General features: G+C 64.7%; 23 protein-coding genes and 1 pseudogene. 7 read left to right on the top strand and 17 right to left on the bottom strand.

What is annotated here, in order from left to right:
- The first annotated feature begins 274 nt into the window (after nucleotides 1–274).
- Nucleotides 275–1,846 (top strand): DNA cytosine methyltransferase, encoded by a 1,572-nt coding sequence (locus DFR40_RS16730; RefSeq protein WP_121459635.1) that lies wholly within the window; start codon nucleotides 275–277, stop codon nucleotides 1,844–1,846.
- On the opposite strand, the gene DFR40_RS16725 is transcribed toward DFR40_RS16730, so the two are convergent.
- The 9 genes and pseudogenes from DFR40_RS16725 to DFR40_RS16690 form a co-directional block, all read right to left on the bottom strand.
- Nucleotides 1,809–2,270, bottom strand: a complete 462-nt coding sequence (locus DFR40_RS16725) for a very short patch repair endonuclease (RefSeq protein WP_121459634.1) — start codon at nucleotides 2,268–2,270, stop codon at nucleotides 1,809–1,811. The two genes, DFR40_RS16730 and DFR40_RS16725, sit on opposite strands and share 38 nt — an antisense overlap.
- A 3-nt stretch (nucleotides 2,271–2,273) precedes the next feature.
- A complete protein-coding gene (locus DFR40_RS16720; protein WP_121459633.1) occupies nucleotides 2,274–4,052 on the bottom strand; it encodes an AIPR family protein in 1,779 nt (592 codons plus the stop codon).
- Entirely contained in the window at nucleotides 4,049–5,056 is a 1,008-nt protein-coding gene (locus tag DFR40_RS16715; RefSeq protein WP_121459632.1) for a PD-(D/E)XK motif protein, read from the bottom strand. Before DFR40_RS16715 ends, DFR40_RS16720 begins: the two co-directional genes overlap by 4 nt.
- Nucleotides 5,040–7,925, bottom strand: a complete 2,886-nt coding sequence (locus tag DFR40_RS16710; protein ID WP_121459631.1) for a Z1 domain-containing protein — start codon at nucleotides 7,923–7,925, stop codon at nucleotides 5,040–5,042. The genes DFR40_RS16715 and DFR40_RS16710 overlap by 17 nt, the downstream gene beginning before the upstream one ends.
- Nucleotides 7,922–9,412, bottom strand: coding sequence for an ATP-binding protein (locus tag DFR40_RS16705; RefSeq protein ID WP_121459669.1), 1,491 nt, complete (start codon nucleotides 9,410–9,412; stop codon nucleotides 7,922–7,924). The genes DFR40_RS16710 and DFR40_RS16705 overlap by 4 nt, the downstream gene beginning before the upstream one ends.
- 38 nt (nucleotides 9,413–9,450) lie before the next feature.
- A complete protein-coding gene (locus tag DFR40_RS16700) occupies nucleotides 9,451–12,132 on the bottom strand; it encodes a sigma-70 family RNA polymerase sigma factor (protein ID WP_170160257.1) in 2,682 nt (893 codons plus the stop codon).
- Nucleotides 12,133–12,261: 129 nt separating this feature from the next.
- Nucleotides 12,262–12,399, bottom strand: a pseudogene (locus DFR40_RS17615) (BrxR family transcriptional regulator); the annotation flags it as partial.
- A 362-nt stretch (nucleotides 12,400–12,761) separates the two neighbouring features.
- Complete coding sequence (locus DFR40_RS16695) at nucleotides 12,762–14,051, bottom strand: type II toxin-antitoxin system HipA family toxin (protein WP_121459629.1); 1,290 nt, start codon at nucleotides 14,049–14,051, stop codon at nucleotides 12,762–12,764.
- On the bottom strand, nucleotides 14,051–14,374 hold the full coding sequence (locus DFR40_RS16690) for a helix-turn-helix domain-containing protein (protein WP_121459628.1): 324 nt from the start codon (nucleotides 14,372–14,374) through the stop codon (nucleotides 14,051–14,053). The genes DFR40_RS16695 and DFR40_RS16690 overlap by 1 nt, the downstream gene beginning before the upstream one ends.
- A 257-nt stretch (nucleotides 14,375–14,631) precedes the next feature.
- Here DFR40_RS16690 and mutS point away from each other — a divergent pair, with 257 nt between their 5' ends.
- Both mutS and DFR40_RS16680 read left to right on the top strand, forming a co-directional pair.
- Entirely contained in the window at nucleotides 14,632–17,220 is a 2,589-nt protein-coding gene (mutS, locus tag DFR40_RS16685; RefSeq protein WP_121459627.1) for a DNA mismatch repair protein MutS, read from the top strand.
- On the top strand, nucleotides 17,217–18,179 hold the full coding sequence (locus tag DFR40_RS16680; protein WP_121459626.1) for a metallophosphoesterase: 963 nt from the start codon (nucleotides 17,217–17,219) through the stop codon (nucleotides 18,177–18,179). Before mutS ends, DFR40_RS16680 begins: the two co-directional genes overlap by 4 nt.
- A gap of 12 nt (nucleotides 18,180–18,191) precedes the next feature.
- On the opposite strand, the gene DFR40_RS16675 is transcribed toward DFR40_RS16680, so the two are convergent.
- The 7 genes from DFR40_RS16675 to DFR40_RS16645 form a co-directional block, all read right to left on the bottom strand.
- Complete coding sequence (locus tag DFR40_RS16675) at nucleotides 18,192–18,689, bottom strand: FKBP-type peptidyl-prolyl cis-trans isomerase (protein WP_121459625.1); 498 nt, start codon at nucleotides 18,687–18,689, stop codon at nucleotides 18,192–18,194.
- Nucleotides 18,686–19,156 (bottom strand): peroxiredoxin, encoded by a 471-nt coding sequence (locus tag DFR40_RS16670; RefSeq protein ID WP_121459668.1) that lies wholly within the window; start codon nucleotides 19,154–19,156, stop codon nucleotides 18,686–18,688. Before DFR40_RS16670 ends, DFR40_RS16675 begins: the two co-directional genes overlap by 4 nt.
- Before the next feature lie 90 nt (nucleotides 19,157–19,246).
- Complete coding sequence (gene ftsB / locus DFR40_RS16665; protein ID WP_121459624.1) at nucleotides 19,247–19,537, bottom strand: cell division protein FtsB; 291 nt, start codon at nucleotides 19,535–19,537, stop codon at nucleotides 19,247–19,249.
- Between the two features lie 6 nt (nucleotides 19,538–19,543).
- Nucleotides 19,544–20,827, bottom strand: coding sequence for a phosphopyruvate hydratase (gene eno / locus DFR40_RS16660; protein WP_121459623.1), 1,284 nt, complete (start codon nucleotides 20,825–20,827; stop codon nucleotides 19,544–19,546).
- Nucleotides 20,828–20,860: 33 nt separating this feature from the next.
- Nucleotides 20,861–21,169 (bottom strand): DUF1330 domain-containing protein, encoded by a 309-nt coding sequence (locus DFR40_RS16655; protein ID WP_121459622.1) that lies wholly within the window; start codon nucleotides 21,167–21,169, stop codon nucleotides 20,861–20,863.
- On the bottom strand, nucleotides 21,166–22,002 hold the full coding sequence (gene kdsA / locus DFR40_RS16650) for a 3-deoxy-8-phosphooctulonate synthase (RefSeq protein WP_121459621.1): 837 nt from the start codon (nucleotides 22,000–22,002) through the stop codon (nucleotides 21,166–21,168). The genes DFR40_RS16655 and kdsA overlap by 4 nt, the downstream gene beginning before the upstream one ends.
- The gene (locus tag DFR40_RS16645; protein ID WP_121459620.1) at nucleotides 21,999–23,639 is read right to left on the bottom strand and encodes a CTP synthase; all 1,641 of its coding nucleotides are present in this window, start codon (nucleotides 23,637–23,639) and stop codon (nucleotides 21,999–22,001) included. The genes kdsA and DFR40_RS16645 overlap by 4 nt, the downstream gene beginning before the upstream one ends.
- Nucleotides 23,640–23,767: 128 nt before the next feature.
- Between DFR40_RS16645 and DFR40_RS16640 the strand changes: the two genes are divergently transcribed.
- The 4 genes from DFR40_RS16640 to DFR40_RS16630 all read left to right on the top strand — a co-directional run bounded on the left by DFR40_RS16640 (nucleotide 23,768) and on the right by DFR40_RS16630 (nucleotide 26,480).
- The gene (locus tag DFR40_RS16640; RefSeq protein ID WP_121459619.1) at nucleotides 23,768–24,628 is read left to right on the top strand and encodes a tetratricopeptide repeat protein; all 861 of its coding nucleotides are present in this window, start codon (nucleotides 23,768–23,770) and stop codon (nucleotides 24,626–24,628) included.
- 18 nt (nucleotides 24,629–24,646) lie between these two features.
- Nucleotides 24,647–25,564, top strand: a complete 918-nt coding sequence (locus tag DFR40_RS16635) for a histone deacetylase family protein (protein WP_121459618.1) — start codon at nucleotides 24,647–24,649, stop codon at nucleotides 25,562–25,564.
- Nucleotides 25,565–25,918: 354 nt separating this feature from the next.
- A complete protein-coding gene (locus DFR40_RS17200; protein WP_170160256.1) occupies nucleotides 25,919–26,095 on the top strand; it encodes a hypothetical protein in 177 nt (58 codons plus the stop codon).
- Nucleotides 26,096–26,117: 22 nt separating this feature from the next.
- Nucleotides 26,118–26,480: a hypothetical protein gene (locus DFR40_RS16630; RefSeq protein WP_121459617.1), complete on the top strand. Its 363-nt coding sequence runs from the start codon at nucleotides 26,118–26,120 to the stop codon at nucleotides 26,478–26,480.
- Here DFR40_RS16630 and DFR40_RS16625 read toward each other — a convergent pair.
- Nucleotides 26,456–26,920, bottom strand: a complete 465-nt coding sequence (locus DFR40_RS16625) for a nuclear transport factor 2 family protein (RefSeq protein ID WP_121459616.1) — start codon at nucleotides 26,918–26,920, stop codon at nucleotides 26,456–26,458. The genes DFR40_RS16630 and DFR40_RS16625 overlap by 25 nt on opposite strands.

Genomic DNA, 26,920 nt, shown 5'->3' with positions numbered 1-26,920 from the left:
GAAGTGGCAGACGCCGAGTTTCGGTTTCCTCCGGAAGCATGGATTCGAGAGTAAATGAGAGGGATGCGCAAAATACTGTTAATATTTACAGTTAAATGCGACTGGGCTAGCCTGTTGAGAATCATCCTCGAATCGATCCGGATATCGAAGACGCCGCTCGAAGAGGTAGAATCCGCGCGCGGAACGCTACGTCATCGGCAATTCCGATAGCATTCCACGGCGCGCGAGTCGCGCCCTTTTCTTTTGTACGACGGAAACACAAGAACGACGACACATGTCCGAACGTAGCCCCATACCGGTAATCGACCTCTTTGCGGGTCCAGGCGGCCTCGGAGAAGGCTTCTCGTCGATCCTGGACGTCGACCGCAACCCCTACTTCTCCCTGAAAGTCTCGGCGGAGAAGGACCCGACGGCTCACAAGACGTTGTCGCTGCGCTCGCTCTACCGAAAATTTCCGAAGGGGCAAGCTCCGGACTGCTACTACGATCATATTCGCGGAGCGATCTCCCGCGAGGCCCTTTTCGCCCACCCGGACGCAGCCGAAGCCGGACGGGAGGCGTTGGAAGAGGCGCGGAACTTCGAACTCGGGAAGGACGACCCGGAGGATCTGGACCGCCGCATTCAGGCTGCCCTCGGCGGCGTGGACGACTGGGTTCTGATAGGCGGACCTCCCTGCCAGGCCTACTCGCTCGCCGGTCGCTCCCGACGCACACGCGAGTCGCTGGAGAAGTTCGAGAGCGACGAGAAGCACTTCCTCTATCGCGAGTATCTGCGGATCATCCGCAGACACAAGCCGGCCGTCTTCGTCATGGAGAACGTGAAGGGGATGCTCTCCTCGCAGCACGGCGGCTCTCCCATCTTCGACAGAATCGTGGCCGACCTCTCCAAGCCGGGGGACGGACTCGAATATCAGATTCGCTCGCTCGTTAAGCCAGGTGTCGCCGGTGAGATAGACCCGCACGACTTTGTCATCGAGGCGGAGCGCTACGGCGTTCCGCAGGGCCGACACCGGGTGATCCTGTTCGGGATTCGCTCAGACGTCGCACGCTCGGTTCCCGAGCTATCCTCGAAGCCGGAGGAGTTCGTGCTGGGCGGCGAGAACCAGAAGGTTTTTGTCGGAGAGGCTCTCTCCGGTCTTCCGCCTCTCCGCAGCAGACTCTCCAAGGAACCAGACGGGCATGACGGGTGGCTCTCGGCTCTGAGCCAGACGGCCGAAGAGCTTCGCTTCTATCGATCTGAGGACTTGGAATCTGTCTTCGAGGAAATGAGCCGAGCCGTCACAGCGGCGCGTTGGCGCGTATCCGTCGGAGGACCTTTCCTGCCCTTCGACACGACCCGGCACAAAATGCGCGACAGACTGGCGGACTGGTATATAGACGGGCGTCTTGGCGGCGTGATTCAGCACGAGACGCGCTCGCACATGCGCTCCGACCTTCACCGCTACCTCTTCGCCGCCGCCTACGGACGAGCGAAAGGCGTTTCGCCCAAGATCGCCGACTTCCCGACCCCACTGCTTCCCAAGCACGACAACGTGTCATCCGAAAAAGTGCCGTTCGCCGACCGCTTCCGGGTTCAACTGGAAGGTTCTTGGTCATCCACCGTCGTCGCGCACATCGCAAAGGACGGGCACTATTTCATCCATCCCGATCCGTCGCAGTGTAGAAGCCTGACCGTGCGCGAGGCCGCCCGTCTTCAGACCTTCCAGGACAACTACTTCTTCGCAGGCAACCGTACCGAGCAATACACGCAGGTCGGCAACGCGGTCCCGCCTCGTCTCGCTAGAAAGATCGCCGGAGTGGTCTTGAAGTTCATGGAAGCGTGGAATCGGAGCAGAACTCCCCGCTGACCTCCGGGCCGTCGATCCAGCGGCGCAGTAGCTCCGGCAATGCCTCCCGCAATTCAGCCGAGCGCGTAGCGCACTCCCACACCACCAGTACTCTCCAGCCCGACGACAGCAGAGCGTCAATCGCGCGCCGGTCCCGCTCGACGTTGGCAGCGAGTTTGGCCTCCCAGAACTCCCTCCGCGAGGCAGGAACCTTCGCGTAGCGACAGCCAGGATGCGCGTGCCAGAAACAGCCGTGAACAAAGACCGCGACGCGACGCCCGGGCAGGACGACGTCGGGGCGTCCCGGCAGATCCTTCCGGTGCAGACGGAAGCGGAAGCCCGCCGCGAACAGGGCCTTGCGGACGACGATCTCGGGCTTCGTGTTCCGTCCTCCGATGCCGGACATCATCCGGCTTCTCGTCGCCGGGTCGACGACGTCGGTCACGGATTAGCCCCGGCGGGTCTCCGGCACGTCCACGGACGGCGGAGAGAAAGGACGGGAGAACATCGCCTCCTTGCACTCGGGCCGCTTGGCCCATTCTGAGATCATCTTGCCGTTAGCAGTCTCGTGAAGCCGCTCGTTAACCTCCCGCGCCCATATCTCGACCTGCTCGACGAACTGGGGCGAGACGCCCTGGCTGCGCCAGACCTTCTCGAGATCGAAGGCCTCCCGATACGAGTGGGCCACGACGGCAACGGTATAGGCCGCAACGTTCGCCAGGAAGGCGGAGACCAGAGGACGGGCCGTCTTGTGGACGGCCTTGAACACCAGAGCCTTGGCGACGAGAGCCTTGAAGAAGACGGGGTCAGGAACGATGGGGTTCCCCGCCGCCTCGGCCTCGCCGAGCCCCGTCATGAAGCGGTCGAAGCACTTCTGCGTTCCCAGGCTGACGACGTCCGGTCGGACCTCCCAAGCCATCAGATACTTCGCCAACTCCGTCTTCGTGATTTTGCGGGAGGCCGGCACGGACTCCTTCAGGGCTTTCAGACGAGCCGGCGTGGTGCCCTCGCGAGACAGAAGGGTGTTGTAGCTGCCCGCCGCCCGCTCGTAGAACCAGCGGCCGACCCCGTCGGGGCAGTAGACGGTCAGGGAGAGCCGCTCGACGTCCACGTGGAAGGGCTTGTTCGCCGACAGGTCGGACTGACGCACCGCGTTCTGGGAGTTGGCGTAGCGCGAGATGTCGGAGACCAGAGCCTCCTCCTTCGTCGGGTCCTCCTCTCTCATCACGATGATTTTCGCGGGAACGCGTACCTTGCTCAGGTCGGTATCGGGATACTTCTTCTTCGCGAAGTAGAGCGAAGCCGTGGTCTGTCCTCCGTTCACGATCTGCATCCCGCGAAGCCAGACGATGCCGGGAGATCCGTCTTCTGCGCGGGCGAGCTTCATCTCGTCGGCGACCAGGACGATGCCGTTGTTGAAGGCCATGAAGCGCTCCGGGGCCGACCGGAGAGTGCTCTGGATGCCGGCGTTAACGCCCTTGGCCTTGACGCTCAGGAACGAACGTACGTTGGCTTCCAGCAGCCGGGGGCCGAACTTCTCGTAGACGTGGCGCAGCGCCTCGCCCGGGACGGCGGTCAGAGCGTAGTCGTAGTCGCCCGTCTCGCCGGGAACGAAGACGCACGGCAGAGGAGAGCCGGAGACCTCGTTGAAATCGACGACGAGCTCGTCGCGCGGCTTGCCCTCCGAACGGTGGCGGAAGAGACGCTCGATGTCCATGACCTCGAGGCGGACCGACTTGCCGCCGACGTCCCTCGGCTTGAAGCTCTTCGACTTGGCGACGCCGTCCGTGAGAACGAAGACCCGGACCTGCTCCAGACCGTCGTATATCTCGCGGATGGTCAGGGCGAGCGAGTGGGCGTCGCTGGACGGATCGAGTTTGTCGGCCAGACGCCCGGCCGCGCAGAGTTCGAGGAACCGGACGCACTGCTGGGCCGCCGTCTTAGAGTCCTGATCCTGAACGGGCGTCAGAGCCTCGAACCCCTCGTAAAGGCTGACGAAGAGGTCCAGTTGATCGGCGTCGTCGGAGATGGCGTAGCCGCTGAGTCGCAGGTTGGCGTTTCCGACCTTCCCCTGGAAGTGGCAGACGACAGGTTCGAAGGTCATGCCCGCGTCCACGAGGTGCTGCATGACCACCTCGCAGAAAACCAGTTCGGCGAAGGGAGAGCCTTCGCTCATCTGGGCCGCTATCTCGGCCCGCATCTCCGCGAGAAAATCGTCGAGGGTCATTCGGTTGCTCCTAGTTGCGAGAGGACCTCGTCGAAGTCGCGCAGGAAGTCTCCGGCGTGGTCCAGATTGATTTCGTAGACGGTGCGAGTGACGCCGGCCGGGACGACTCCCGGCGTCAGACGCGGAAAGCCCTCGGACACGGAGAGCACGCGTTTCTCCTTCGGCTCGAATCTCCGGGAATACTGGCCGGCGTGCGCCTCGGCGTAGCCCGCGACCATGAGTCTCTCGCGCAGATAATCGATCGCGCCGGGTTCCTCCGAGACACGCCGCTCCACCTCCGCGACCATCTCGGGAAGCGTCGAGCCGCCCTCTCCCGCCGCGAATCTGACGGCGGCGAGAAACAAGGGGGACGCGACGGCGTCGTCCAACTGCTCCAACGAGCCGATCTTCACCGGGAAACCCGACGAGGACATCGTCGCCTTCACCTCGATCGCCCCGTCCCCGAGGAGGAAGTCCTGCGGGGCGTCGTCAGGGCCGACCCAGCCGCTCAGCACGCTCTCGTGCGAGACTCCCGCGTCGAGAAGCAGCGCCATGAAGAAGAGTTCTCCGGCCAGTCCTAGCTCCGCCTCGGGGCTGAGAGGCCCCGTTCCGCGCGACATGAACTGCTGCCACATGCGCACTCTGCGCAGCATGGTTCTGAGAACGGAGACCTCTCCCTCGGGAGCGGCTGCGTCCATGGCTCCCGCGACGTCCCCGACCATCTCCGCGAAGAGTTCGGGGCTGCCCGACTCCTTGCGTGACAGGGCTATCCACGTCATGCCGTCGCCGAACGGGTCTGCTCGGACGACCTCGAATCCTTTGCCCTCGGGAAGACGGTCCGACGAGCTCGGGCGAGCCGTCGGGAAACGGGCGAGCAGCGCCTCCTCGTTCCCAGGGAAGCGTCTGGCCGCCATGAGCTCGCAGACTCCCGCGCGGGCCACGGGAATTCCGCGCCAGCCCGCCTCCGCGCCGCTGCCGGAGAGGGCCTCCCAGGCGGCGACGAACTCGTCAATCGGCCGGGGCATACTCGGTCTCCCAGAGAAGGTGATCCACCTCGTACTTCACGGTCGTCGTCGAGCGACTGGCGGGAAAACTGACCCCGAAGCCGACCACGGGCGGGACGCCTTCGGGCAGTTCGGCGCCTTTCGGGTCGATGGGATACAGGAGCAGAAGACCGCGCTCGGGGTGTGCCGGGACGCCCTCGGCTCCCAGTCCGCGCACCTGTCGCACCCAGATCCCTCCGGGGTATTTGGGCGACTCCTTCCCGGTCTCCTCCGTTCCGCGCCCCGGGTCCCGCGCCCGGTCCTCGAGGGTGAGTTTCATGGCGGCGCTCCAGGAGTCCTCGTCCATGTCGATCGCCTCGTCTCTCGGCGACAGGAGTCTCCCGATGGAGTAGTGCTCGGTGCTCTCGTTCGGCTTGCGAGTGATCATGTGCTCCAAGGCGTATTTCCCGCAGAGAACGAACGGACCTCCGTCGGCGCTGTCGTTCCCTCCGATTACCGCGACGGTCCATGAGGAGAGCTCGCCCTTGGCCGACATCGCCTTGACGAAGTCGGCCAGCACCGCGCTGTTCACCTTCCGGGCCGCAGGATGCGTCCGATAGTTCGAGAAGAAGTCCGCCACGTGCTCGGCGGGCACTCCCTTCCACAGGAACCCCCTCCACGCCTGCTTTACCGAGCCGCGCTCCCGGATGATGACGCCCTTCTCCGAAGGCGCGGCGGCGGCATTCAGCAGCCTCTCTGTCGCCGCAAGGTTGCTTTCGAGGATAGACGGGTCGCGATGGAAGGCGACGGTTTCGAGCACGGAGCCGCTGAACGAGAGTTGCAGGGTCTTCGCGCTGCGCATCTTGATGGAGGACGTAACCATCAGAACGGGATGGGACTGCACCCTCATGCCGTATGTCTCTGGCGTCGCGTGGATTTTTGCCATGGTGTCGAACTCCTGGCGAAGCTCCTCCGCCGCGTCGGCGATGTGGCCGAACCAGTCGACGAGGTCCGAGGTCGTGTAGAGACGGCAGAGGTCGAGGTAGCCCGGGCGATAGCCGAACCAGCGGCCCATCTGCATCAGGGTGTCGTACATCTTGGTGGAGCGGACGAAGTAGCTGACGCAGAGGCCTTCCAGCGTGAGACCCCGGGCGAGCTTGTCCCCGCCGACGGCGATGACTTTCAGGCCGGTCTCCTCACGCTCGGCGTAGTCCAGCACGTCGCCGGCCGATCCGTTGATGGCCCTCACGCCGTTCGCCAGGTCGTCGAGCACCTCGGGAAGAACCGCCTCGACGTCCTCCCAGTCGGGAAGATCGAATTCGCCGGTTGTCTCGTCCATGGACGTCGCGACGGCGGCGGACGTGGGGACGAAGTCGTCCTCCCAGAGCTCGCGCCACTCGGCCAGCAGCGCGTCCCTCTCGGCCGCGCCGAATCCGCGCAGACGCGCCCGGAAGCCCTTCACGAGCTCGTCCACCTGTCGGCGCACCTCCTCCTGAACGGCGGTGAAGCGCGTCACGTGAATCAGCATCGAGCAGTGCCTGTCGCCCTGCCCCCGGAGGACGCGCGTCGCGCAGCAGAGCGCGAAGGCCGAAATCGCCTCCCTGAGCGACGGAGGAACCTCGTCGCGCCCCTGATACATGGGAACGTGGGTCTTGTCGTGCTTGGGAGGCATCCAGCCGTCCTCGCCCGAGGAGTCGATCTGGTCGTCCATCTCTCTGGTCAGGGGCAGTCCGCCGACCCTGCCGTCGGTCGAGCGCAGCCCGAAGACGCGGGCGGGACCGACGTAGTTCGACGGGGCGGAGATGTTGATGATGAAGGACTGCGGGAACAGATCGGGGCCCTCCTCTTTCGTCGCCTTGCGCCGGTCGATGAAGATGTTCGCGAACGGCGTGGCGGTGTAGCCGACGTAGGCCTTCCGCGCGAACGAGTGGAGAATCTTCCGGATGCGGCTGTTGATGGCCTTCGGCTGATACTCGTCGTCCACCGTGCCGTCCTTGTTGACGATCTGGTCCCCGGTGTCGACGGAGGCGTGGTCGGCCTCGTCGTCGATCAGGAGCAGCGGGAAGCCGGAGACGAGAGGACGGCCGTCCGCGTCCTTGGCGTCGGCGACGTGATTGCGAATCCATTTGAGCAGGCGTTCGAGCACCGTCTTGTTCTTCTTGACGACGAACAGCCACGGCCTCTGCTCGGGGGAGATGGCGAGATGCTTCGCGACCTTGGTGTTGAAGTCCCCGTTGTCCGAGCGATTCGTCGCGCAATTGGGGCGAATCTCGGCGTCCCTGGCGTTCTCGCCGACCCCGATGTAGCGGACCACGTCGTTCTTCGCCGACGTCTCGTAGCCCAGGAACCCCTCTTCGAGACGAATCTGGGTCTGCGAGCGCAGATTGTTGTGCAGACCGGCGAGAACGATGATGATTTTGTAGCCCGCGTCGGCCGCCTTGCAGATCAGACCGGTGTAGTTGCCCGTCTTTCCCGACTGGACGTGCCCGACGACGAGTCCGCGACGATCCCAGACGCCTTCTCGCAATGGGTCTTCGAGCAGTTCGAGAATCTTGTTCGTCGCCTCGTCCAGCGAGTCCACCGCCTTGACAGACATCTTGCTTTCGAGGAAGTCGCGGTAGCGCTGCCAGTAGCGCCAGTCCTTGCGACGGGAGGCGTTGAGCCAGTCCTTGTGGCCGGTCTTGTCGGACAGCATCGTGGCCCCGCCGATCCAGAGGCTGAACCGGCGGATGAGTTCGTCGCGCGCCGCCTTCCTGTCGATGTCCTTGCCCGGGTAGAGGTTGTCGGCGACGAAGTCGACCTTCTCCGCGATGAGGGTCGGGGTTACCGCGCCCTTCTCCATGTCCGCCGCGAGCGTCGTCTGAACGATGCTGACGAGACCTTGAAACAGTTTGCTCTGCTCTTCCGTCATTCTGCGTTCCCTTCTTGGGGCTTCATCGCGATCTCCGGCAGGGAGGCGACGAGTTTGGGGTAGTTCTGAAACGGCTCGGTGGAGGACAGCGCGCGAACGGCGGCCTCCGGCGTCATGCCGCGCCGTCCTGTCATGTCCTTGAACAGGGTCAGGAGAACCGTCCTGACGCCGTCGGAAGCCGTCTCCGGCTCGCCGGAGAAGCCCGTTCTCGGGGTGTCCTTGTTCTCCGCGGTGTCGAGCCAGATGCGCTGGACCGGCACGGTCTCCTCGACGACCCGCAGCATCGCCCTCACGAGGTCCTTCCTATCGCCGCAGGCGTCGATGACGGCGGCGACGGCGGGATGTCCCTCGTCGATGCGATAGCGGACGCCGCCGCGCAGATGCTCGACCCGCCAGGCCTGCTCGATCCGCGCTCCGCCGGGACCCGGCATAGGCGCCCCTCTGAACGCGAAGACCTTTCGCGCCTTCTCCCGCGTGTTCTCCGCCAGCCCGGTCAGCCACGAGCGGACGTAGACCGGAGGCCGCGCCGTGGACTTCCTCACGTCGATTTTCCAGTCTGCGTCGGCGGAATTCGGGATGTCCACCCTGATTCGCGCCAGACGATGCGACTCCTCCCGATTCCACGCCCTTCCCTTGCCGAGTCCGAGCCATCCTCCGGCCAGCAGCAGGCGCTTGTTTCGGTAGACGTAGAAGCCCTGCTGGGACGTCCATCCCTCCGGGCCTCCGGCCTTCGCGAAGTCGTCTTCAGACAGCTTGTCCTTGTGCGGAAGCACGTGGCACTGCGCATCGACGGGTCCGGAGGGAGTAGGAATACGGGCGACGGGGGATTCCCAGGGCTTAGCCGGATGCCCGGTCATGAAGGGGTCCCACGGAGCGACCGCCTTGTCGTTCACGAAGAGCCGGAAGTCGGGCCTGTGCCCCTCGATGAGGCGGTGAAAAATCATCGCGAGCCGCGACTCGACGTCGATGGCGAGCTCTGCGAAGTGCTCGAAATTGGAGCCGGCGGTGACCACCCGATCCATCCTCTCCCAGAGAACGAGCGTTCCCGAGCGCAGCGAGGCGAGAGGTTCCAGAAAGCGCTCCGAGCCGGGAGCCGGCCCTTCAAACATGCGCCATCCGCCCTCCGGGTCCGAGGCTATGGCGTCGAGGTCCCAGCGCAGACAGACGAGCGGTCCTCCCTCGCGCTTCGAGGCGACGGTGAGGCTGCGACACTGCGAGAAGGAGGCCGTCTTCAGGCCGAGACCGAAGCGTCCCAGGTCGGACGGAGCCCGCTCGTCGAGCGGATTGATCGTTCCCAGCGTCATCGCGGCTTCGAGCTCGGGGTCGCTCATGCCGCGACCGTCGTCCAGAATCGAGATCCGACTGGCCTGTCTTTCCCAGTCGAAGCGCAGACGAACCTCGGAAGCCCCGGCGGATATCGAGTTATCCACGACGTCTGCCAGAGCGGCGGCGGTCGAGTATCCGAGACCCCGAAGAGCCTCCATCATCGCGCCGGCCTTCGGCGGGGCGTGCCTTGTTCTCTGAGTCATTTCGCGAATACGTCCCTCTGGATCTTGCGGAAACCCGACGCGAGCAGCCTGCGGCCGAACGCCCTTATGTTCTGGGGAGACGCGAATGGAGCGACGATTCTCAACTCGCCTCCCTGCGCGCGTCGATCCTCGACGCTGAGTCCCAGCGCTCTAGCCTCGTCGGCGATTCTCGACGTCCTGTCGTCCGCGAGCGCGGTAGCGGGCATTAACGGAACCGCCTCGTGGGTAAGCGCGCGATCCGCTCCGCGAACGGGAATCGGCTTGGCAACTCGCGGAGCCTCAGGCTTCGGTCTCGGAGACGGGAAGGACGGGGCCTCTCGCTCGACGACGGGCGCCAGAAACTCCTGGTTATCCTCTTCGAGCGCGACCTTTTCGTCCGAAGCGGAGGACGCCTCCGCTTTCATCCGGTCGGGCGAAGGCGAGCGGCGCGGCGCGTATCTCTCTCCCATGAAGGGCCGCAAAATGTCCCGTTTGTTCGGATGAGAAAGCCTGCGCATCGTCTTCGACTCGATCTGACGGATGCGCTCGCGCGTAACTCCGAAATGCTGACCGACCTCATCGAGAGTCATCGCGTCGTCGTCCATGAGACCGAAGCGCAGAAGAATGACCTCCCGAGCCCGCTCGTCGAGGTCTTCCAGCATTCCGAGAAGAGTCCCGCGCAGCGAGGCTCTCTCGGCGATGTCCGCCGGGTCCGAAGTCCTTTCGTCGACGAGACTTTCGACTCTCGACAGGCCCGAATCGGGCTCGGCTTCATCCAAGGAGGCTACGTCATCGAACATGGCAAGGAGCATTCTGGTCTTGGCGAGCGACGTTCCGATGCGTCTCGCGGTCTCCGACACGGTCTCGGGACGACCGAGACGTGCTTCCACGGACTCCCGCTCGCGCAGAATCTTTCGCGCCGTCTCCTGAATGTGGACGGGAGCCCTGACGACTCTGGCGGTGTCGGCGATCGACCTCGATACCTGCTGGCGAATCCACCATGTCGCGTAGGTGGAGAAGCGGAAGCCTCTGCGCCAGTCGTAGCGCTCCACCGCTTTCATAAGACCGATATTCGCCTCCTGAACCAGATCGTCGAACGGCATGCCGGACCAAAGATGCTTCTTGGCGATGGACAGGGCGAGCCGGAGGTTGCAGAGAATCATGCGCTCGCGAGCCTTCGCCTGACGACCGAGAGCCTCGACGAAATCACGCCCTACCTTCTCGCGAACAGCCTTGTCGGCCAGTTCCATGAGGAAGCCGCGCGTCAGACGAGCCTCCTCCAAGACCTCCGCAGCCCTGCGCGCGTCGCCGCGACAGGTTTTCAAGGCAGCGACTGCGTTCACGAAGAAAGCCGCCTCCTCGTCGAGTTCGGACTCGTCGTCCTCGTCCTCCTCCGTTCCGGTCGATTTCGAGACGGATTCCTCGTCGGATGACGGCTCCGGTCCCGCGCAGAAGGACTCCGCGTCCGCCTCGCCCCTCGCGACGCGGTCGGCGGCTTCGAACACGGCGGACAGCCCTTCGGGCCACGAGGCGAGAGCGGAGAGAGCCGATCGACCGGCCTCCTCCATCTCTCTTCCCAAGGCGATTTCCTCCTCGGCGTCGAGCAGATCGCCGCGAATGTCCTTCGCGTAGAACCGGAACGGGTCGTTGCGTCCGGACGCGAGCTCCTCGGCGAACTCGGCGGCCTCCGACAGAAGGCGATCCTCCTCCATTGAGGCGTCTGACAGGAAAGGGGCTTCGTCCGACCCCGTCCATTCGACGACGGTCGCCCCGAGTTCTCCCGCCACAAAGGCGAGAAGCCTCTCGGCCTCCTCGTTGCGATTGCCGTCGGCGTTCGAGCAGACGTCGATCAGACGGTCCTCAGAGACCAATCCCTCCCGCAGAGCGGCGAGCAGAAGGTCTCTGACGGTCCCGCCGCCCTCGTCCCTGGTGAGCGGAGCGGCTCTGACGGGCAGATGAAGATCTACGTCCCCCCAGTCCTCGTCGCGGTCCACGACTTTGTGGCGTCCGATGGCCTCGTGAACCCGTCTGGCCGCCTCCGCGACCGTCTCGTCGCCCTCGGGGGCGAAAATCTCCTCCTCCGCCTCCCAGTCGTCGGCGACGAGGTCGTTCAGCGGTTCGTCGTCCAGCATGAGAACGTTCGGTTCGTCCGTAGGCGCGACCTCAGTGACCGCGTCACTCGAAATCTTTTCTGGAACAAGAGACGAATCCTTGGCAGGCATCGTCAGTTCCTCGTCGTCGGGCGCCGAGTCCGCTTGATGAACGTCAACCGATACGGGTCTGTCATCCAAGCAAGGAGATTCGACCATCTGAGGCGTGTCCTCAGGCTCGACGGCCCGGATGCTTTCGACCTCATCGACGATCGGTTCAACGGTCACCTCGGCAGGTTCATCCGAAGATCCGGAGACGGCGAGACAACCCATAGCTTCGGTCAGGACGGCGATGGTTTCGGGGCACCCGCCTTTTATGGCGTGGGCCAGGGCGTCCATTCCACTGAGGTCGGCGAGCGTCGGATTTGCCCCGGCGCCCAAGAGCAACCTGACTGCTCCCTTCCTCCGCTTGGCGGCCGCCAGAATCAGCGGGGTCGCACCAGCCCTGTCGCTGGCGTCGAGATCGTCGCCCCTGCGAATGTGTAGCTTGATTGCCGTCTCGACACCCGAGATGGCCGCGAGACGCAGAAGCGGGTTGAGCTTCCTCACTGGACTATCCACGGCCAGCATCCTTCGAGAGATAGCACTGGGGCATGGACGAGCAGCCCCCCCAACCAGCGCCGCGCGATCCCGTCTCCAGAGAGGATGCACGAGACCGCACAGGAAACGGATCTTGGAGCAGCCAACGCCCCATCTTCTCAGGACGTAGCCCACCAGCAGGGCCCTGGCACGAATGCGTAGAACTCCGGCCTCCATCGGATAGTCCAGGGCGACAAGTTCCGGGCGCGGATAGTTGGGCAGGGGCACGACTTTCATCTCGACCTCGCGAGATCACTGAGCGTCGTGTTCGACCAACTCCTCCAGCACAGGTCTTACGGGCAGGACACGAAAGGTTCTGATGCCAGTCAGCACTTAGTTCCGAAACGTCGAAGTTCTCCGATCGAATGAAGGAATGAGCCACCGCAGACCGTTGTCGGCCAGAGCTCTTGAGCTGGAGCGCCAGGACATCAGCCAGGCAAGCAGGGGCATCTTGCACCCTGAGCGAATCGAGCAGCCGGCTCCCTGCGTCGGTCTTCCGGGAAAGCGTCTGCCATAAGGCCTCGGTGAGCAACTGATCATAGAGCCCCAGAGCTAGCGTCATGTCCGATTCCCGGATGATGAAAATGCCATTTTGACAATCACCTGAGCAGGCTGTCCACCTGAGCCATCTGCTCATGCTCGAAAGCCGGCGCGAAGTCATCGAGCTCTACCTGCCGCAAACCCACTTCCGCGCTGAGTGCCACCTGGCGCCAGTTCGCCACCGCGGCGTGTACTTCAGCCAGCACGGCGCGGGCCTGAGCTTGGTCCAGCCCGAAATAGGCGGCACGCGCCAGCAGCATGCCGACATCGGTGATCGGCCCATCCTGCTCGGACAGCCAGGTCTTCGATTCCCGCTCCTTGTCCGGGAACGGATTGATGTCGAAGGCCGGTGCCAGACGCCATTGACCGTGCGCCACATGCAGGAAGCCGTGGTTCTGCAGGTGGTCGTCGACGTTGGTGATCAGCAGGTTGAAAACCAACCGGCGCCAGAGTTGCCGCACATCCTGCGCCGGGGCGTAACCGTTGGCGCGGATGGCATCGGCGATCTCGGTATAGCTGCGGTCATCCTCACGCGAAGCCTGCAGCAGCGACGCGGCTGATTGGTACGGGATGCGGCCATCCGCTTGGTCACGATCGAAGCGGCCGATGACGGCCACCGGTACCTCGCCGAGCAGGACGATCCGGGCCGGCGCCGCATCAATGCCCGCCAGGGCAGCCAGTTTCAAGGCCAGAACCTCGCCACGGGTGACACTGCGCGCATCGCCGACGCTTGGAAACTTGCCGATGGCGAGTCGACCGTCCTCGTCGATCAGCGTGCACTTCGGCCTCATGCCTCCCAGCGAGGTGCCCTTGCCTTGCAGATAACGCAAATCCTCGGCGGTTTCGTCGCCGCGCTCCACCGCCCTGCTGGCCAGGAAGACCCGCTCCAGTTCGATCAGCGGCGGCGTGCTGCGCTGCCCGTCCGTTGTCGTCCGCTGCCAGGTACCGTCCGGATCGCGCAGGCGCAGCGCACCCACCCGGCTGAAGTCATCCACCGCGAGCAGATAGTCCATTTCCGTCAGGGCTGGCAGTTGCGGATCGCCCTTGCGTCGCTTGGCGTGGTCGCGGGCGATGACGCGGCGACCCCAGGCATCGGGCGCGGTGTCAGCGATAGCGCCGTGGAATACCGAATCATGGAGCGAGGCCGCCTTGTGTGACTGGTGCCCAGCCATCAGCTGCAGATCGGCCGAGACGTTGAAACGTGCCGTGCTCGCCAACCAGTCTTCGTCATAGGCTAAGGCACTGTTCTCGCGCCGTCCCTGGCGGACATAGACGAGCGAACCTACCGGCAGACCGACCTTGCCGATACAGAGCTGTACCTGTCGGCGGATCGAGGCAACGACAGCCATCACAGCGCTCCCGACGAAGCAGGCTTGCTGCGCACCCGCTTGGGCAGGCGCTCGTCCATCAACGTCAGGCCGATATCGTCTTTAGCCGTATCCAGGAGGTTTTCCAGCGCCTGGATTTCACCGAAGACATGCAGCGCGCGGGCGAAGAAATGGATGGGCACCCGCACATCGCCTTTCTCCATACGACGCACGGTAGACAGCGACGCGCCCATGCGCTCGGCCAGCGAGGACTGTGAGATATGGCGACGTCTACGCGCCAGGGAAATGTCGGCGCCGAGTTTATGAATGGCTCGTTCGACGGGCAGCGGTACAGGGGCTTCCATGCCAGATTTTCCGATGAGAGTGAATCATGCACTGCAAAGTTCTTCCATGTAGTCGATTCTATACAAATACTTGGGCACTTCAAATAAACACTCCAAACGGAATCTTTAATTAAAATTAATGCTCCCAAAGGATTGTTTAGCACAAACACTCGCGTGACCGGGCAAGATGATGACCGCTAAACCACTGTCCACGAGCGCATGCACTCACCACCAAGCGCGCGCCTGTTAAAATCGGCACCTTTTCCGACCCGAGCCCCATGAGCAAAACCGCCGACAGCCCCAAGCACACCCCGATGATGGTCCAGTACCTCGGGCTCAAGGCGAAGCATCCGAACACCCTGCTCTTCTACCGCATGGGTGATTTCTACGAGCTGTTCTACGAGGACGCCGAGAAGGCGGCGCGGCTCCTGGATATCACGCTGACCACGCGAGGGCAGTCGGCCGGGGTGCCGATCAAGATGTGCGGCGTGCCCTTCCACTCGCTGGAACCCTACCTGGCGCGGCTGGTGAAGCTCGGCGAATCGGCGGTGATCTGCGAGCAGATTGGCGATCCGGCGACCAGCAAGGGGCCGGTTGAACGCGCCGTGGCGCGCATCGTCACGCCGGGGACGCTGACCGACGCTTCGCTGGTCGACGACAAGCAGGACCTGTGGCTGCTCGCCGTAACGACCTTGCGCAACACCGCCGGTATCGCCCGTCTCAATCTGGCCAGCGGCGAGTTCATTCTGATCGAGGTGCCGGCCGAACAGATTCCGGCGACGCTGGAGCGCATCCGCCCGGCGGAAATCCTCTATCCGGAAAGCTGGACGCCCAATTTCGGCATCGACGTGGCGCGCACGCGCCAGCCGGACTGGTATTTCGATTTCGATTCGGCCAGGCGTCTGCTCTGCGACCAGTTCGAGGTCGCCTCGCTCGCCGGTTTCGGCGCCGAGGGGCTGAAGCCGGCGATTGCCGCGGCCGGCGCCCTGCTCCAGTACGCGCAGGCGACGCAGTCGGGAAAATTGCCGCATCTGCGCGGCCTGACCGTGGAAATCGAGGGCGCCTATCTCGGCCTCGACCTGGCCACCCGGCGCAACCTGGAACTGACCGAGACGCTGCGCGGGCAGCCGTCGCCGACGCTGTTTTCGCTTTTGGATAACTGCGTCACCAGCATGGGCTCGCGCCTGCTGCGCCACACGCTGCACCACCCGCTGCGCGACCGTGCCATTCCGGCCGCCCGCCATGGCGCGGTCGAGGCCTTGCAGGACGACTACGGTCGACTTGCCTACGACGTCAGAAAAGCCCTGCGCGGCATCGCCGACATTGAGCGCATCGCCGGCCGCATCGCGCTGCGCAACGCCCGTCCGCGCGATCTCGCCAGCCTGCGCGAATCGCTGGCCCACCTGCCGGAACTGCGCGCGCCGCTGGCCGGCACGCCGTCGGCTTTGCTGCAGCAATCGTTCGCCGAACTCGAAACGCCGGCGGAAGCCCTCGAACTGCTGGTCCGCGCCATCGCCGCCGAACCAGGCGCCCAGGTGCGCGACGGCGGCGTCATCGCGCCGGGTTTCGACGCCGACCTGGATGAGCTGCGTTCGCTCAACGACAACTGCGGCGCCTTTCTGGTCGATATGGAGGTGCGCGAACGCGAGCGCACCGGAATCGCCAGCCTCAAGGTCGAATACAACAAGGTGCATGGCTTCTACATCGAGGTCACGCATGCCAATGTCGACAAGATTCCCGACGACTACCGCCGCCGGCAGACGCTGAAGAATGCCGAGCGCTACATCACGCCGGAGCTGAAGGCTTTCGAGGACAAGGCACTGTCGGCGCAGGAACGTTCGCTGGCGCGCGAGAAGCTGCTCTACGAGGGCATCCTCGACGCGCTGCTGCCGGTCGTGCCGACGCTGCAGACCATCGCCCGCGCCGTCGCCCAGCTGGATCTACTCGCCGGTTTCGCCGAGTCGGCGCTGAAGCGCAACTGGTGCAAGCCGGAATTTGCCGAAGAAACGCAGTTGACCGTCGAAGGCGGCCGTCACCCGGTGGTCGAGAACGAACTGGCGCAAAGCGCCGAGACCTTCATCGCCAACGACTGCCGGCTGGCTGACGAGCGCCGCCTGCTGCTGATCACCGGCCCGAACATGGGCGGTAAGTCGACCTACATGCGCCAGGTGGCGCTGATCGCCCTGCTCGCCCACATCGGCAGCTTCGTGCCCGCCGACCGCTGCGTGCTCGGCCCGCTCGACCGCATCTTCACGCGCATCGGCGCTTCCGACGACCTGGCCTCCGGACGTTCGACCTTCATGGTCGAGATGACCGAGGCCGCCGCCATCCTGCATCACGCGACCAACCAGAGCCTGGTGCTGATGGACGAGATCGGCCGCGGCACGTCCACGTTTGATGGCATGGCACTGGCCTTCGCCATCCTGCGCCACCTGATCGACAAGAACCGCAGCCTGACGCTGTTCGCCACCCACTATTTCGAACTGACCCGGCTGTCGCACGAATACAGCGAACTGGCCAACGTGCACCTCGGCGCCGTCGAACACAACGACCGCATCGTCTTCATGCACGCTGTCGAGGAAGGCCCGGCCAACCAGAGCTACGGGATACAGGTGGCGGCGCTGGCGGGGATTCCGGCTGCCGTCGTGCGCGCCGCGCGCAAGCAGTTACGAGAGTTCGAGCAGCGGGCTGCGGTCGACCCGCTGCAACCCGACCTGTTCGCCCAGGATTTTCCGGCCGAACTGGCCGAAGCCGCCGAACCGGAAGCGCATCCGGTGGTCGAGCATCTCGCCGCCATCGACCCCGACAGCCTGACACCGCGCGAAGCGCTGGACGCGCTCTACGCGCTCAAGGGCCTGCTCAAGTGAGACGGCGCGGCAAGTTCACGGTCGACCTGGTTTTTGCCCTGAAAACCGCGTTGACCGTCAGCGTCCTCGTCGCCGCCCTGCCGGCGGCCGCCGAGATCTGGCGCTTCGGGCTGATCGGCGACGTCCCCTACTCGCGGGCCGAACGCGCCGAATTGCCGAAGATGCTCTCGGCGATCGCCGACAGCCACGTCGATTTCATCGCCCACATCGGCGACTTCAAGCACGGCGCCGACCGCTGCGACGATGCCGTCTTCGAGGACCGGCGACAGCTCTTCGACGACAGCCGGGTGCCCTTCGTCTTCATCCCCGGCGACAACGAGTGGTCCGACTGCACGCGCCTGAACAACGGCGGCTATGTCGCGCTCGAACGCCTGGACAAGCTGCGCCAGCTGTTCTGGCACGACGGCCAGTCGCTCGGCCGGCGCAAGCTGGCACTCGAGCGCCAGCCGGGAAGCTATGTCGAGCATGCACGCTGGCGCCTCGGGCCGGTGCTGTTCGTCAGCTTCAACCTGCCCGGCGGCAACAACAACTGGGGGCTGACGCAACAGCCATCGGCCGAATTCCTGGCCCGCAACCCGCACGTGCTCGCCTGGCTCCGGGAAAATTTCGCGCTGGCGCGGCGCGAGAAGCTGCGCGGCATCGTCCTGATGTTCCAGGCCAACCCGGGCTTCATCCACCATGCCCAGGGCTTTCCGCATAGCGGCTACCGCGATTTCCTGGTCGCCCTGCGCGAGGAAACACTGAATTTTCCGGGCCAGGTCGTCGCCGTGCACGGCGACACCCACATCAGCCGCATCGACAAGCCGCTGCGCGACGCACGCGGCAAGCGGATCGACAATTTCACGCGGGTCGAGACCTTCGGCTACCCGATCATGGGCTGGACGCGCGGCGTCATCGATAGTGAAGCGCCGGCGCTGTTCCGTTTCGAGACCCACGCCTGGCCGCCGGCCAGGCCGTGAGCCGGGGCTGCCTCAGTGGCAGCCTTCCTCGTCGTCACCACCATGCACGTGACCGTGCTCGATCTCTTCGGCGCTGGCCGGACGGATCGCGGTGACCGTGCAGGTGAACACCAGCGCGCTGCCGGCGAGCGGGTGGTTGCCGTCGAGCACGACCTTGCCGTCGGCGATGTCGGTAACGCGGTAGATGACGAAATCGTCGTCACCGCCGTCTTCCGGGCCGCCTTCGAACTGCATGCCGACTTCCAGTTCCTTGGGGAAATCCTTGCGCGGCTCGATCTGGACCAGCGACGGGTCGTACTCGCCGAAGGCTTCGTCGGGCTGCAGCTTGACCTGCACCGACTCGCCGACAGCCTTGCCCTGCAGCGCTTCCTCGATCTTCGGGAAGATGTCGTCGTAACCGCCATGCAGGTAGACGAGCGGATCGCGGCCTTCGTCGACCACCTCGCCATCCGGATCGGTGACGTGGTAGTCGAGGGTGATGACGGTATTTTTAACAACCTGCTGGTTCATGAATTGAGTTCCTTCACCAGGCCCAGCACCTCCAGTGCGTGACCCTTGTAATTGACGTTGTAAAGCGCATGGCGGATGAGGCCGTTGCGATCGATGACGAAGGTCGAGCGGACGATCCCGAACTTCTGCTGCCCTTCGACTTCCCTGGCCTGCCAGACGCCGTACTGCTGGCAGACCGTGCCTTCGGCATCGGAGAGCAGACCGATGCCGATGCCTTCCTTGTCCCGGAAATCCTGGTGTTTCAGGCAGTCCTCCCGGTTGATGCCGAGCACGATGCAGCCGTGCTTGCGAAAATCGTCCTCGTGATCGGCGAAATCGGTGACTTCGCGGGTACAGCAAGGTGTTCCGTCCTTCGGGTAGAACATCAGGACGACGTGGTTGCGGTTACGGAAAGCGGCCAGATCGACAGTCTCCATATCGGCATCCGGCAACGAAAACGTTGGGGCTTGATCGCCATTCTTGAGCAGCATGTCGTTCTCCTTGAGCGCTCGGGGCGGGACTGCTGAGAACGATTCTAGCTGAGCAAGATGGCCGTGGCTACTACGGTCGACGGCTTTTTACGGGCGTTTTTCAGGGCTTTGTTCGGGCATCTGGACGAAGACCTCGTCCTGCTTGACCATGCCCAGTTCGAAGCGCGCGCGCTCCTCGATCGCGTCGTAACCCTGCTTCAGATCGCGGACTTCGGCATCGAAGCCCGCGTTGCGGATTTCCAGCTGACGCGTTTCTTCCTTCTGGACCTTCAGCTGCCGGTCGTACTCCCATACCTTGAGCCATCCTCCCTTGCCCAGCCACAGCGGGTACTGGAGGAGGACGACCAGGGCGAGGAGGCCGACCGTCAGCCAGCGCATCGAGAATCAGCGCAGGTTGTAGAAGGTTTCGCGGCCGGGGTAGGACGCGGTATCGCCGAGGTCTTCCTCGATCCGGATCAGCTGGTTGTACTTGGCGATGCGGTCCGAGCGGCTGAGCGAACCGGTCTTGATCTGGCCGGCGTTGAGACCGACGGCGATGTCGGCGATGGTGCTGTCCTCGGTCTCGCCCGAACGGTGCGAGATGACCGCGGTGTAACCGGCGCGCTTGGCCATTTCAACGGCGGCGAAGGTTTCCGACAGCGTGCCGATCTGGTTGATCTTTATCAGGATGGCGTTGCCGATGCCCTTCTTGATGCCTTCCTTGAAGATCTTGGTGTTGGTCACGAAGATGTCGTCGCCGACGATCTGGACCTTGTTGCCGAGGCGGTCGGTGAGCAGCTTCCAGCCGTCCCAGTCGGCTTCCGACATGCCGTCCTCGATCGAGACGATCGGGAAACGGTCGCAGAGGTTGGCCAGGTAATCGGTGAATTGCTCGGAGGTCAGCTGCAGCCCCTCGCCGGCGAGGTGGTACTTGCCGTCCTTGTAGAACTCGGAAGCGGCGCAGTCGAGCGCCAGCAGGACATCCTGGCCGGGCACGTAGCCGGCGGCCTCGATCGCCTGCATGATGATTTCCAGCGCCTCGGCATGGCTGCCGAGGTTGGGGGCGAAACCGCCCTCGTCGCCGACGGCGGTCGAGTGACCGGCCTTGTCGAGCAGCTTCTTCAGCGCGTGGAAGATCTCGGCACCGCAGCGCAGGGCTTCGCGGAAGGTGTTGGCACCGACCGGCATGACCATGAATTCCTGGATGTCCAGGCTGTTGTTGGCGTGCTCGCCGCCGTTGATGATGTTCATCATCGGCACCGGCATCTGCATCGGGGCCATGCCGCCGAAATAGCGGTACAGCGGCAGGCCGGATTCCTCGGCGGCCGCCTTGGCGACAGCCATCGAGACGGCGAGGATGGCGTTGGCACCGAGGCGCGACTTGTTGTCGGTACCGTCGAGTTCGATCATCGTCTGGTCGATGAAGGCCTGTTCCTGGGCATCGAGGCCGATGATCGCTTCCGAGATTTCGGTATTGATGTTCTCGACCGCCTGCATCACGCCCTTGCCGAGGTAACGGCTCTTGTCGCCGTCGCGCAGCTCGATCGCTTCGCGGGTGCCGGTGGAGGCGCCGGACGGCACCGCGGCACGGCCCATGACGCCGGACTCCAGCAGCACGTCGGCCTCGACCGTGGGGTTGCCGCGAGAATCGAGAATCTCACGTGCAACGACATCGACGATAGAACTCATTGTTCTTCCCTTTCAGTAAGTTACAGTCAGTAATTAAAGTAAATTATCTACGCCGGCGACGACCAGCATGTTCATGTCCGCGACCGCCAGGCGCGCTGTGCGCGCAGCCTGGTATTCCGGCGAGGCGTAAAAGCGGCGGGCCTGTTCGGGCGATTCGAATTCGACGATGACCAGCCGCGGCGGCTTGGCCCAGCCGCCCTCGAGGACTTCGCTGTCGCCGCCGCGCACCAGGTAGCGCCCGCCGTATTGGGCGATCGCCGCCTGGGCGAGCGCCTTGTAGATCTCGTAGGCCGCCGGATCGCGCACCGAGGCTTCGGCGATCAGGTAGCCACGGACGCTCACTTGAGTTCCTCGAAACCGGCCGACTTGACGGCGCGATCAAGTGCCACCAGGGTTTCCAGCAAGGCCGGCATGCGTGCCAGCGGCCACGAATTGGGGCCGTCGGACCAGGCTTTTTCCGGACACGGATGGGTTTCCATGAACAGCCCGGAAATGCCCACGGCGACGGCCGCCCGCGCCAGCACCGGGACGAACTCGCGCTGACCGCCCGAGACCGTGCCCTGCCCGCCCGGCAACTGCACCGAGTGAGTGGCGTCGAAGACGACCGGGCAGCCGGTTTCGCGCATGATCGCCAGCGAGCGCATGTCCGAGACCAGGTTGTTGTAGCCGAAGCTGGCGCCGCGTTCGCAGACCATGATGTTGTCGGCACCGTTGTTCACTTCGCGCGCCTTGGCGACGACGTTCTTCATGTCGCCCGGGGCCAGGAACTGGCCCTTCTTGATGTTCACCGGCTTGCCGCAGGCAGCCACGGCGTGGATGAAATCGGTCTGGCGGCACAGGAAAGCCGGCGTCTGCAGGACATCGACGACCGCCGCCACCGAGGCGATCTGGTCGATCTCGTGCACATCGGTGAGCACCGGCACGCCGATCTGGCGCTGCACTTCGGCGAAGATGCGCAGGCCCTCGTCGAGGCCGAGGCCGCGCACCGAATTGCCGGAGCTGCGGTTGGCCTTGTCGTAGGACGCCTTGAAAATGTAGTTCACACCCAGTCGACCGCAAACTTCCTTCAACTGGCCTGCGACGTCGAGGCAGAGCTGCTCCGATTCGGCGGTACAGGGACCGGCGATCAGGAAAAGAGGCTGGTCCAGGCCAGCCTCGAAACCGCAGAGTTTCATCCGTTCTTGCCTTGCTTGCTGGCCAGCGCAGCCTTCACGTAGGACGTGAACAGCGGGTGGCCCTGGCGCGGGTTGGACGTGAATTCCGGATGGAACTGGCAGGCGACGAACCACGGATGGACGTCGGCCGGCAATTCGACCATCTCGCACAGGTCGGTCCCCGGGGCGCGCCCGGAAACCACCAGGCCCTTGTCCTCGAGCCTGGCCAGCAGCGTGTTGTTGACTTCGTAGCGGTGGCGATGGCGCTCGGTGATCTCGGCCGCACCGTAGATCTGGCGGGCCAGCGAGCCTTCCTTGAGCTGGCAGACCTGGGCGCCGAGGCGCATGGTGCCGCCGATGTCGGAATCCTCGCTGCGCTTCTCGACCTTGCCGGAAGCGTCGAGCCATTCGGTGATCAGGCCGATCACCGGGAAAGGCGTATCGGCAACGAATTCGGTCGAGTGCGCGTCCTTGAGGCCGGCGACGTGGCGGGCGAATTCGACGACGGCCATCTGCATGCCGAGGCAGATGCCGAGGTAAGGCACCTTGTGCTCGCGGGCATAGCGGATCGCGGCGATCTTGCCCTCGGTACCGCGGCGGCCGAAACCGCCCGGGACCAGGATCGCGTCCATGCTCTCGAGGACGCCGGTGCCTTCCTTCTCGATGTTCTCGGAGTCGATGTACTCGATGTCGATCTTGCTGCGGGTATGGATGCCGGCGTGCTTGATCGCCTCGATCAGCGATTTGTACGACTCGGTCAGATCGACGTACTTGCCGACGAAGGCGATCCTGACCGTGGCCTGCGGATGCTCCATGGCCTCGATCAGCTTCTCCCAGACGGTCAGGTCGGCGGCCTTGGCCAGGATGTTCAGCTTGTGGCAGACGATCTCGTCGAGCATCTGCTCGTGCAGCATGCCCGGAATCTTGTAGATCGAATCGGCGTCGAGGCACTCGATCACGGCTTCCGGCATGACGTTGCAGAACAGCGCGATCTTGCGCCGCTCCTCGACCGGAATCGAACGGTCGGCGCGGCAGAGCAGGATGTCCGGCTGGATGCCGATCTCGCGCAGTTCCTTGACGGAATGCTGGGTCGGCTTGGTCTTCAGTTCGCCGGCGGTCGGGATGTAGGGCAGCAGCGTCAGGTGCATGTAGCAGACGTTGTTGCGGCCTTCCTCGATGCCCATCTGGCGGATCGCTTCCAGGAAGGGCAGCGACTCGATGTCGCCGACCGTGCCGCCGACCTCGACGATGGCCACGTCGGCGCCTTCGGCGCCGGCCTTGACCTTGCCCTTGATCTCGTCGGTGATGTGCGGGATGACCTGCACCGTCTTGCCGAGATACTCGCCACGCCGCTCCTTCTTCAGCACCGAGTCATAGACCTGGCCGGTGGTGAAGTTGTTGCGCTTGGTCATGCGGGCGCTGGTGAAGCGCTCGTAGTGACCAAGGTCGAGGTCGGTCTCGGCGCCGTCTTCCGTGACGAATACCTCGCCATGCTGGAAGGGACTCATCGTGCCCGGATCGACGTTGATGTAGGGGTCGAGTTTGAGGTGGGTAACCTTGATGCCGCGGGATTCCAGAATGGCCCCCAGCGACGCGGCGGCGATGCCTTTGCCCAGCGAGGACACGACACCGCCCGTAACGAAAACAAATTTGGTCATGGAAAGACAGGCTGCGGGAAAGCAGAATGATAGCCGAAAATCGCCGCTCAGCGAAAGCCGTCCGCCGCATCGCCGACGCTCTCCGCTAGAATGGCGTCCTCCTGAAACCGCCTGACCGGAAGTCCGCCATGTCCCAGTTTTCCTTTGACGTTTCCCTCGAGAATTTCGAAGCCCAGGTCCTCCAGGCCTCGCTGCAGGTACCGGTGGTGGTCGACTTCTGGGCGCCGTGGTGTGCCCCTTGCCAGACGCTCAAGCCGATGCTGGAGAAGCTCGCCGACGAATACAAGGGCCGCTTCCTGCTGGCCAAGGTCAATTCCGACGAGAACCCGGAACTGGCGGGCCACTTCGGCGTGCGCAGCATTCCCTCGGTGAAGGTCGTGTTCCAGGGTCAGTTGGTCGACGAATTCAACGGGGCATTGCCCGAGGGCCAGGTACGCGAGTTCCTCGAGCGCATCGCCCTGCCTGCCGGCGCAGGCGAACAGCCGGCACTGCGCGAGCAGGCGGCGGCGCTGGTGGCCGAGGGCAAGCTCGAGGAAGCGCTGGCCTGCCTGGTCGAAGCCAGCCAGGCCGACCCGCAGGACCAGGCCGTGCAGCTCGACGCGATCGACGTGCTGATGCAGCTCGGCCGCAACGACGAAGCCGGCCAGCTGCTCGCCGGCGAATACCCGAACGATCCCGAGCGCGCCACCGCACTGCGCGCCCGCCTCGCCCTCGCCCAGGGCGCCGCCGACACCGCGCCGCTCGAGGCCAAACTCGCTGCCCACCCCGACGACCACGCCACCCGTCTCGAACTGGCCCGCGCCTACGCTGCCCAGAGCCGTTTCCGCGAAGCACTCGAGGCGGCGCTCGAGGTCGTCCGCCGCGACCGTTTCTTCGATGAAGGCGCCGGCCGCAAGACGCTGCTGCAGTTCTTCGACGCGCTCACCGGCGAGCAGTACGACGACCTCGTCCGCGAGTTCCGCCGCAAGCTGTCGGCCACGCTCAACTGAATCCGCCCGCCGTCGGTCGTGCAGCTGTTCTACACCGACGTTTTCGTCCTGCCGCTGCCGCCGGGGCACCGCTTCCCGATGGAGAAGTACGCCCGGCTGCGCCAGGCGCTGCTCGCTTCGGGCGAGTTCTCGGCCGCCGACTTCCAGGTCCCGCCGGCGGCCAGCGACGAGGAGCTGGCGCGCGCCCACGACCCCGATTACATCGCCCGGGTCGTTGACGGTCGACTCGACGAAAAGGCACAAAAAGCCATCGGTTTCCCGTGGTCGGCGCAAATGGTCGAGCGCTCCCGGCGCTCCGCCGGCGCCACCCTCGCCGCCTGCCGCGCTGCGCTGCGCGACGGCGTTGCCGCCACCCTCGCCGGCGGCACCCACCACGCTTTCGCCGATCACGGCGAGGGCTTCTGCGTGTTCAACGACGCCGCCGTCGCCGCCCGCGCGATGCAGGCCGAAGGCCGCGTCGACCGCGTGCTGATCGTCGATTGCGACGTACACCAGGGCAACGGCACCGCCGCCATCCTGCGCGGTGACGAGCGCAGCTTCACCTTTTCCATCCACGGCGCCCGCAACTACCCGTTCGCCAAGGAAAACAGCGACCTCGACATCGAACTGCCCGACCGTTGCGGCGACCAGGCCTACCTGCTGCAGTTGCGCCATGGCCTCGACACCGCCCTCGACCTCGCCCGCCCCGACCTGGTCATCTACCTGGCCGGGGCCGACCCTTACCACGATGACCGTCTCGGCCGCTTGGCGCTGACCTTCGACGGGCTGCGCGAACGCGACCGGATGGTCCTGACCGGCTGCCACGAACGCGAACTGCCGGTGGCGATCGCGATGGCCGGCGGCTACGCCCGCAACATCGACGATACGGTCGCCATCCACGCGGCAACGATCCGCCTGGCACACCGGCTGTTTCGGGATTTCGGTTGCCATTCCTGACAATGACGCGTATTGTGCACCGCAGCGAAAGCGGCTGTGCTGCCCATACGAGCCCCGCCAAAACCTCGCTTTCCCCTGATGACGGCACCGCCGGGCGCTTTCCGCGCACCGCCCGCCGCAGCTTTCCGCAATTCACTTCCCGCCCTGAATCCCTGGCCTCCGGCCGGATACCGCCTTCTGCCATCGCCGAAGCAAGCGGGGCAAATGCCCAGGCCAAGGCCTGACCTCCCGACACCGACGGTGTTCCCCACCGGCGCGGCAAAGCGCCGCCCACGCCCCTTCCCCGCGCCAGCGGCGCGCCCCGGGGCCGCCCGACCGGCATTGGCCGGCGTCGGGCCATTGACGAAAGAAATCATGAATCTCGAACAACAACGAGCGCGTGCTCAACAACTCTGCGCCGAAGCCGGCGTTTCCGTCCTGCCCTACGGCAATGCCTGGTGGCTGCTCGGCCACGGCATCAACCGCGTGGTCGGCGAACTGGCCGGCCTCTCCCATTGCGACCTGCGTCGCCATCCCGCCTTCCGGCGCTAAGCCCCCAACCAGGAAAGATCCGATGACTCCCAGCATCCAGCGCACCGAACTGAAGACCCATTACTACACGCCGGTGCATTGCCCGTTCTGCGGCACCCGCGTGATCGGCGCCGACCCGGCCGACGAAACCCGGATCACCGCCTGCCCCCATACCCTGTTCATTGCCCACGACACCGCCGTCGAATACCGCTCGCCGCGTTTCGATGCCAGCCTCGGCCTGGAACGGCTCAGCGATGCCGAGGTCGAGTCCCGCTGGCAGCAGGACGACGGTGGTGTGGACGGATTCACCGACCGCGTCAGCGTGCCGGATGCGATCAAGGTCGCCGCCTACGCGCCGGCGCCGTCGGCCTACGGCTCCTACTACGGCTTCGCGCCGGTCGAGTGAGACCGGCCCGAGGCAGCAGCGGGCGTGCCGAGGGCGCGGCGCAAGCCGCGCATCAGCAGCCCGAGGCCGGGTAGCTGCAGGTACAGCTCCTCGCCGGTGTCCCAGTAGTCGCGGTGGTAATCGACCTTGCCGTCGGCGGCGAAGCGCAGGTGGGAAACGCCGCGCATCACGCGATCGGCGGCGAGCGGCCAGCGGCTGCGGAAATGGAAGGTCCAGACCAGCATCGCAGCGCCGCCATCGACGATCTGCTCGGTGACGCAAAAACGCGGCGCATCGACCTGGCGGAACATGTGCGCGAAGATCGCCTCGATCGCGGCCAGCCCGCGTACCTCGTTGAACGGGTCCTTGAAATAGGCGTCGGCACTGTAGAACTCGCCGAAGCGACGAACGCCATCGGGGGTCAGGGTCTGGTAGAAGTGGATCAGGTCGTCGAGCGGCAT

Origin of the sequence: Azonexus fungiphilus (assembly GCF_003634965.1) — a bacterium.
Classification (GTDB): Bacteria; Pseudomonadota; Gammaproteobacteria; order Burkholderiales; family Rhodocyclaceae; genus Azonexus; species Azonexus fungiphilus.
Note: the sequence above shows the minus strand (reverse complement) of the source record. Positions and strands in the feature narration are given on the sequence as shown.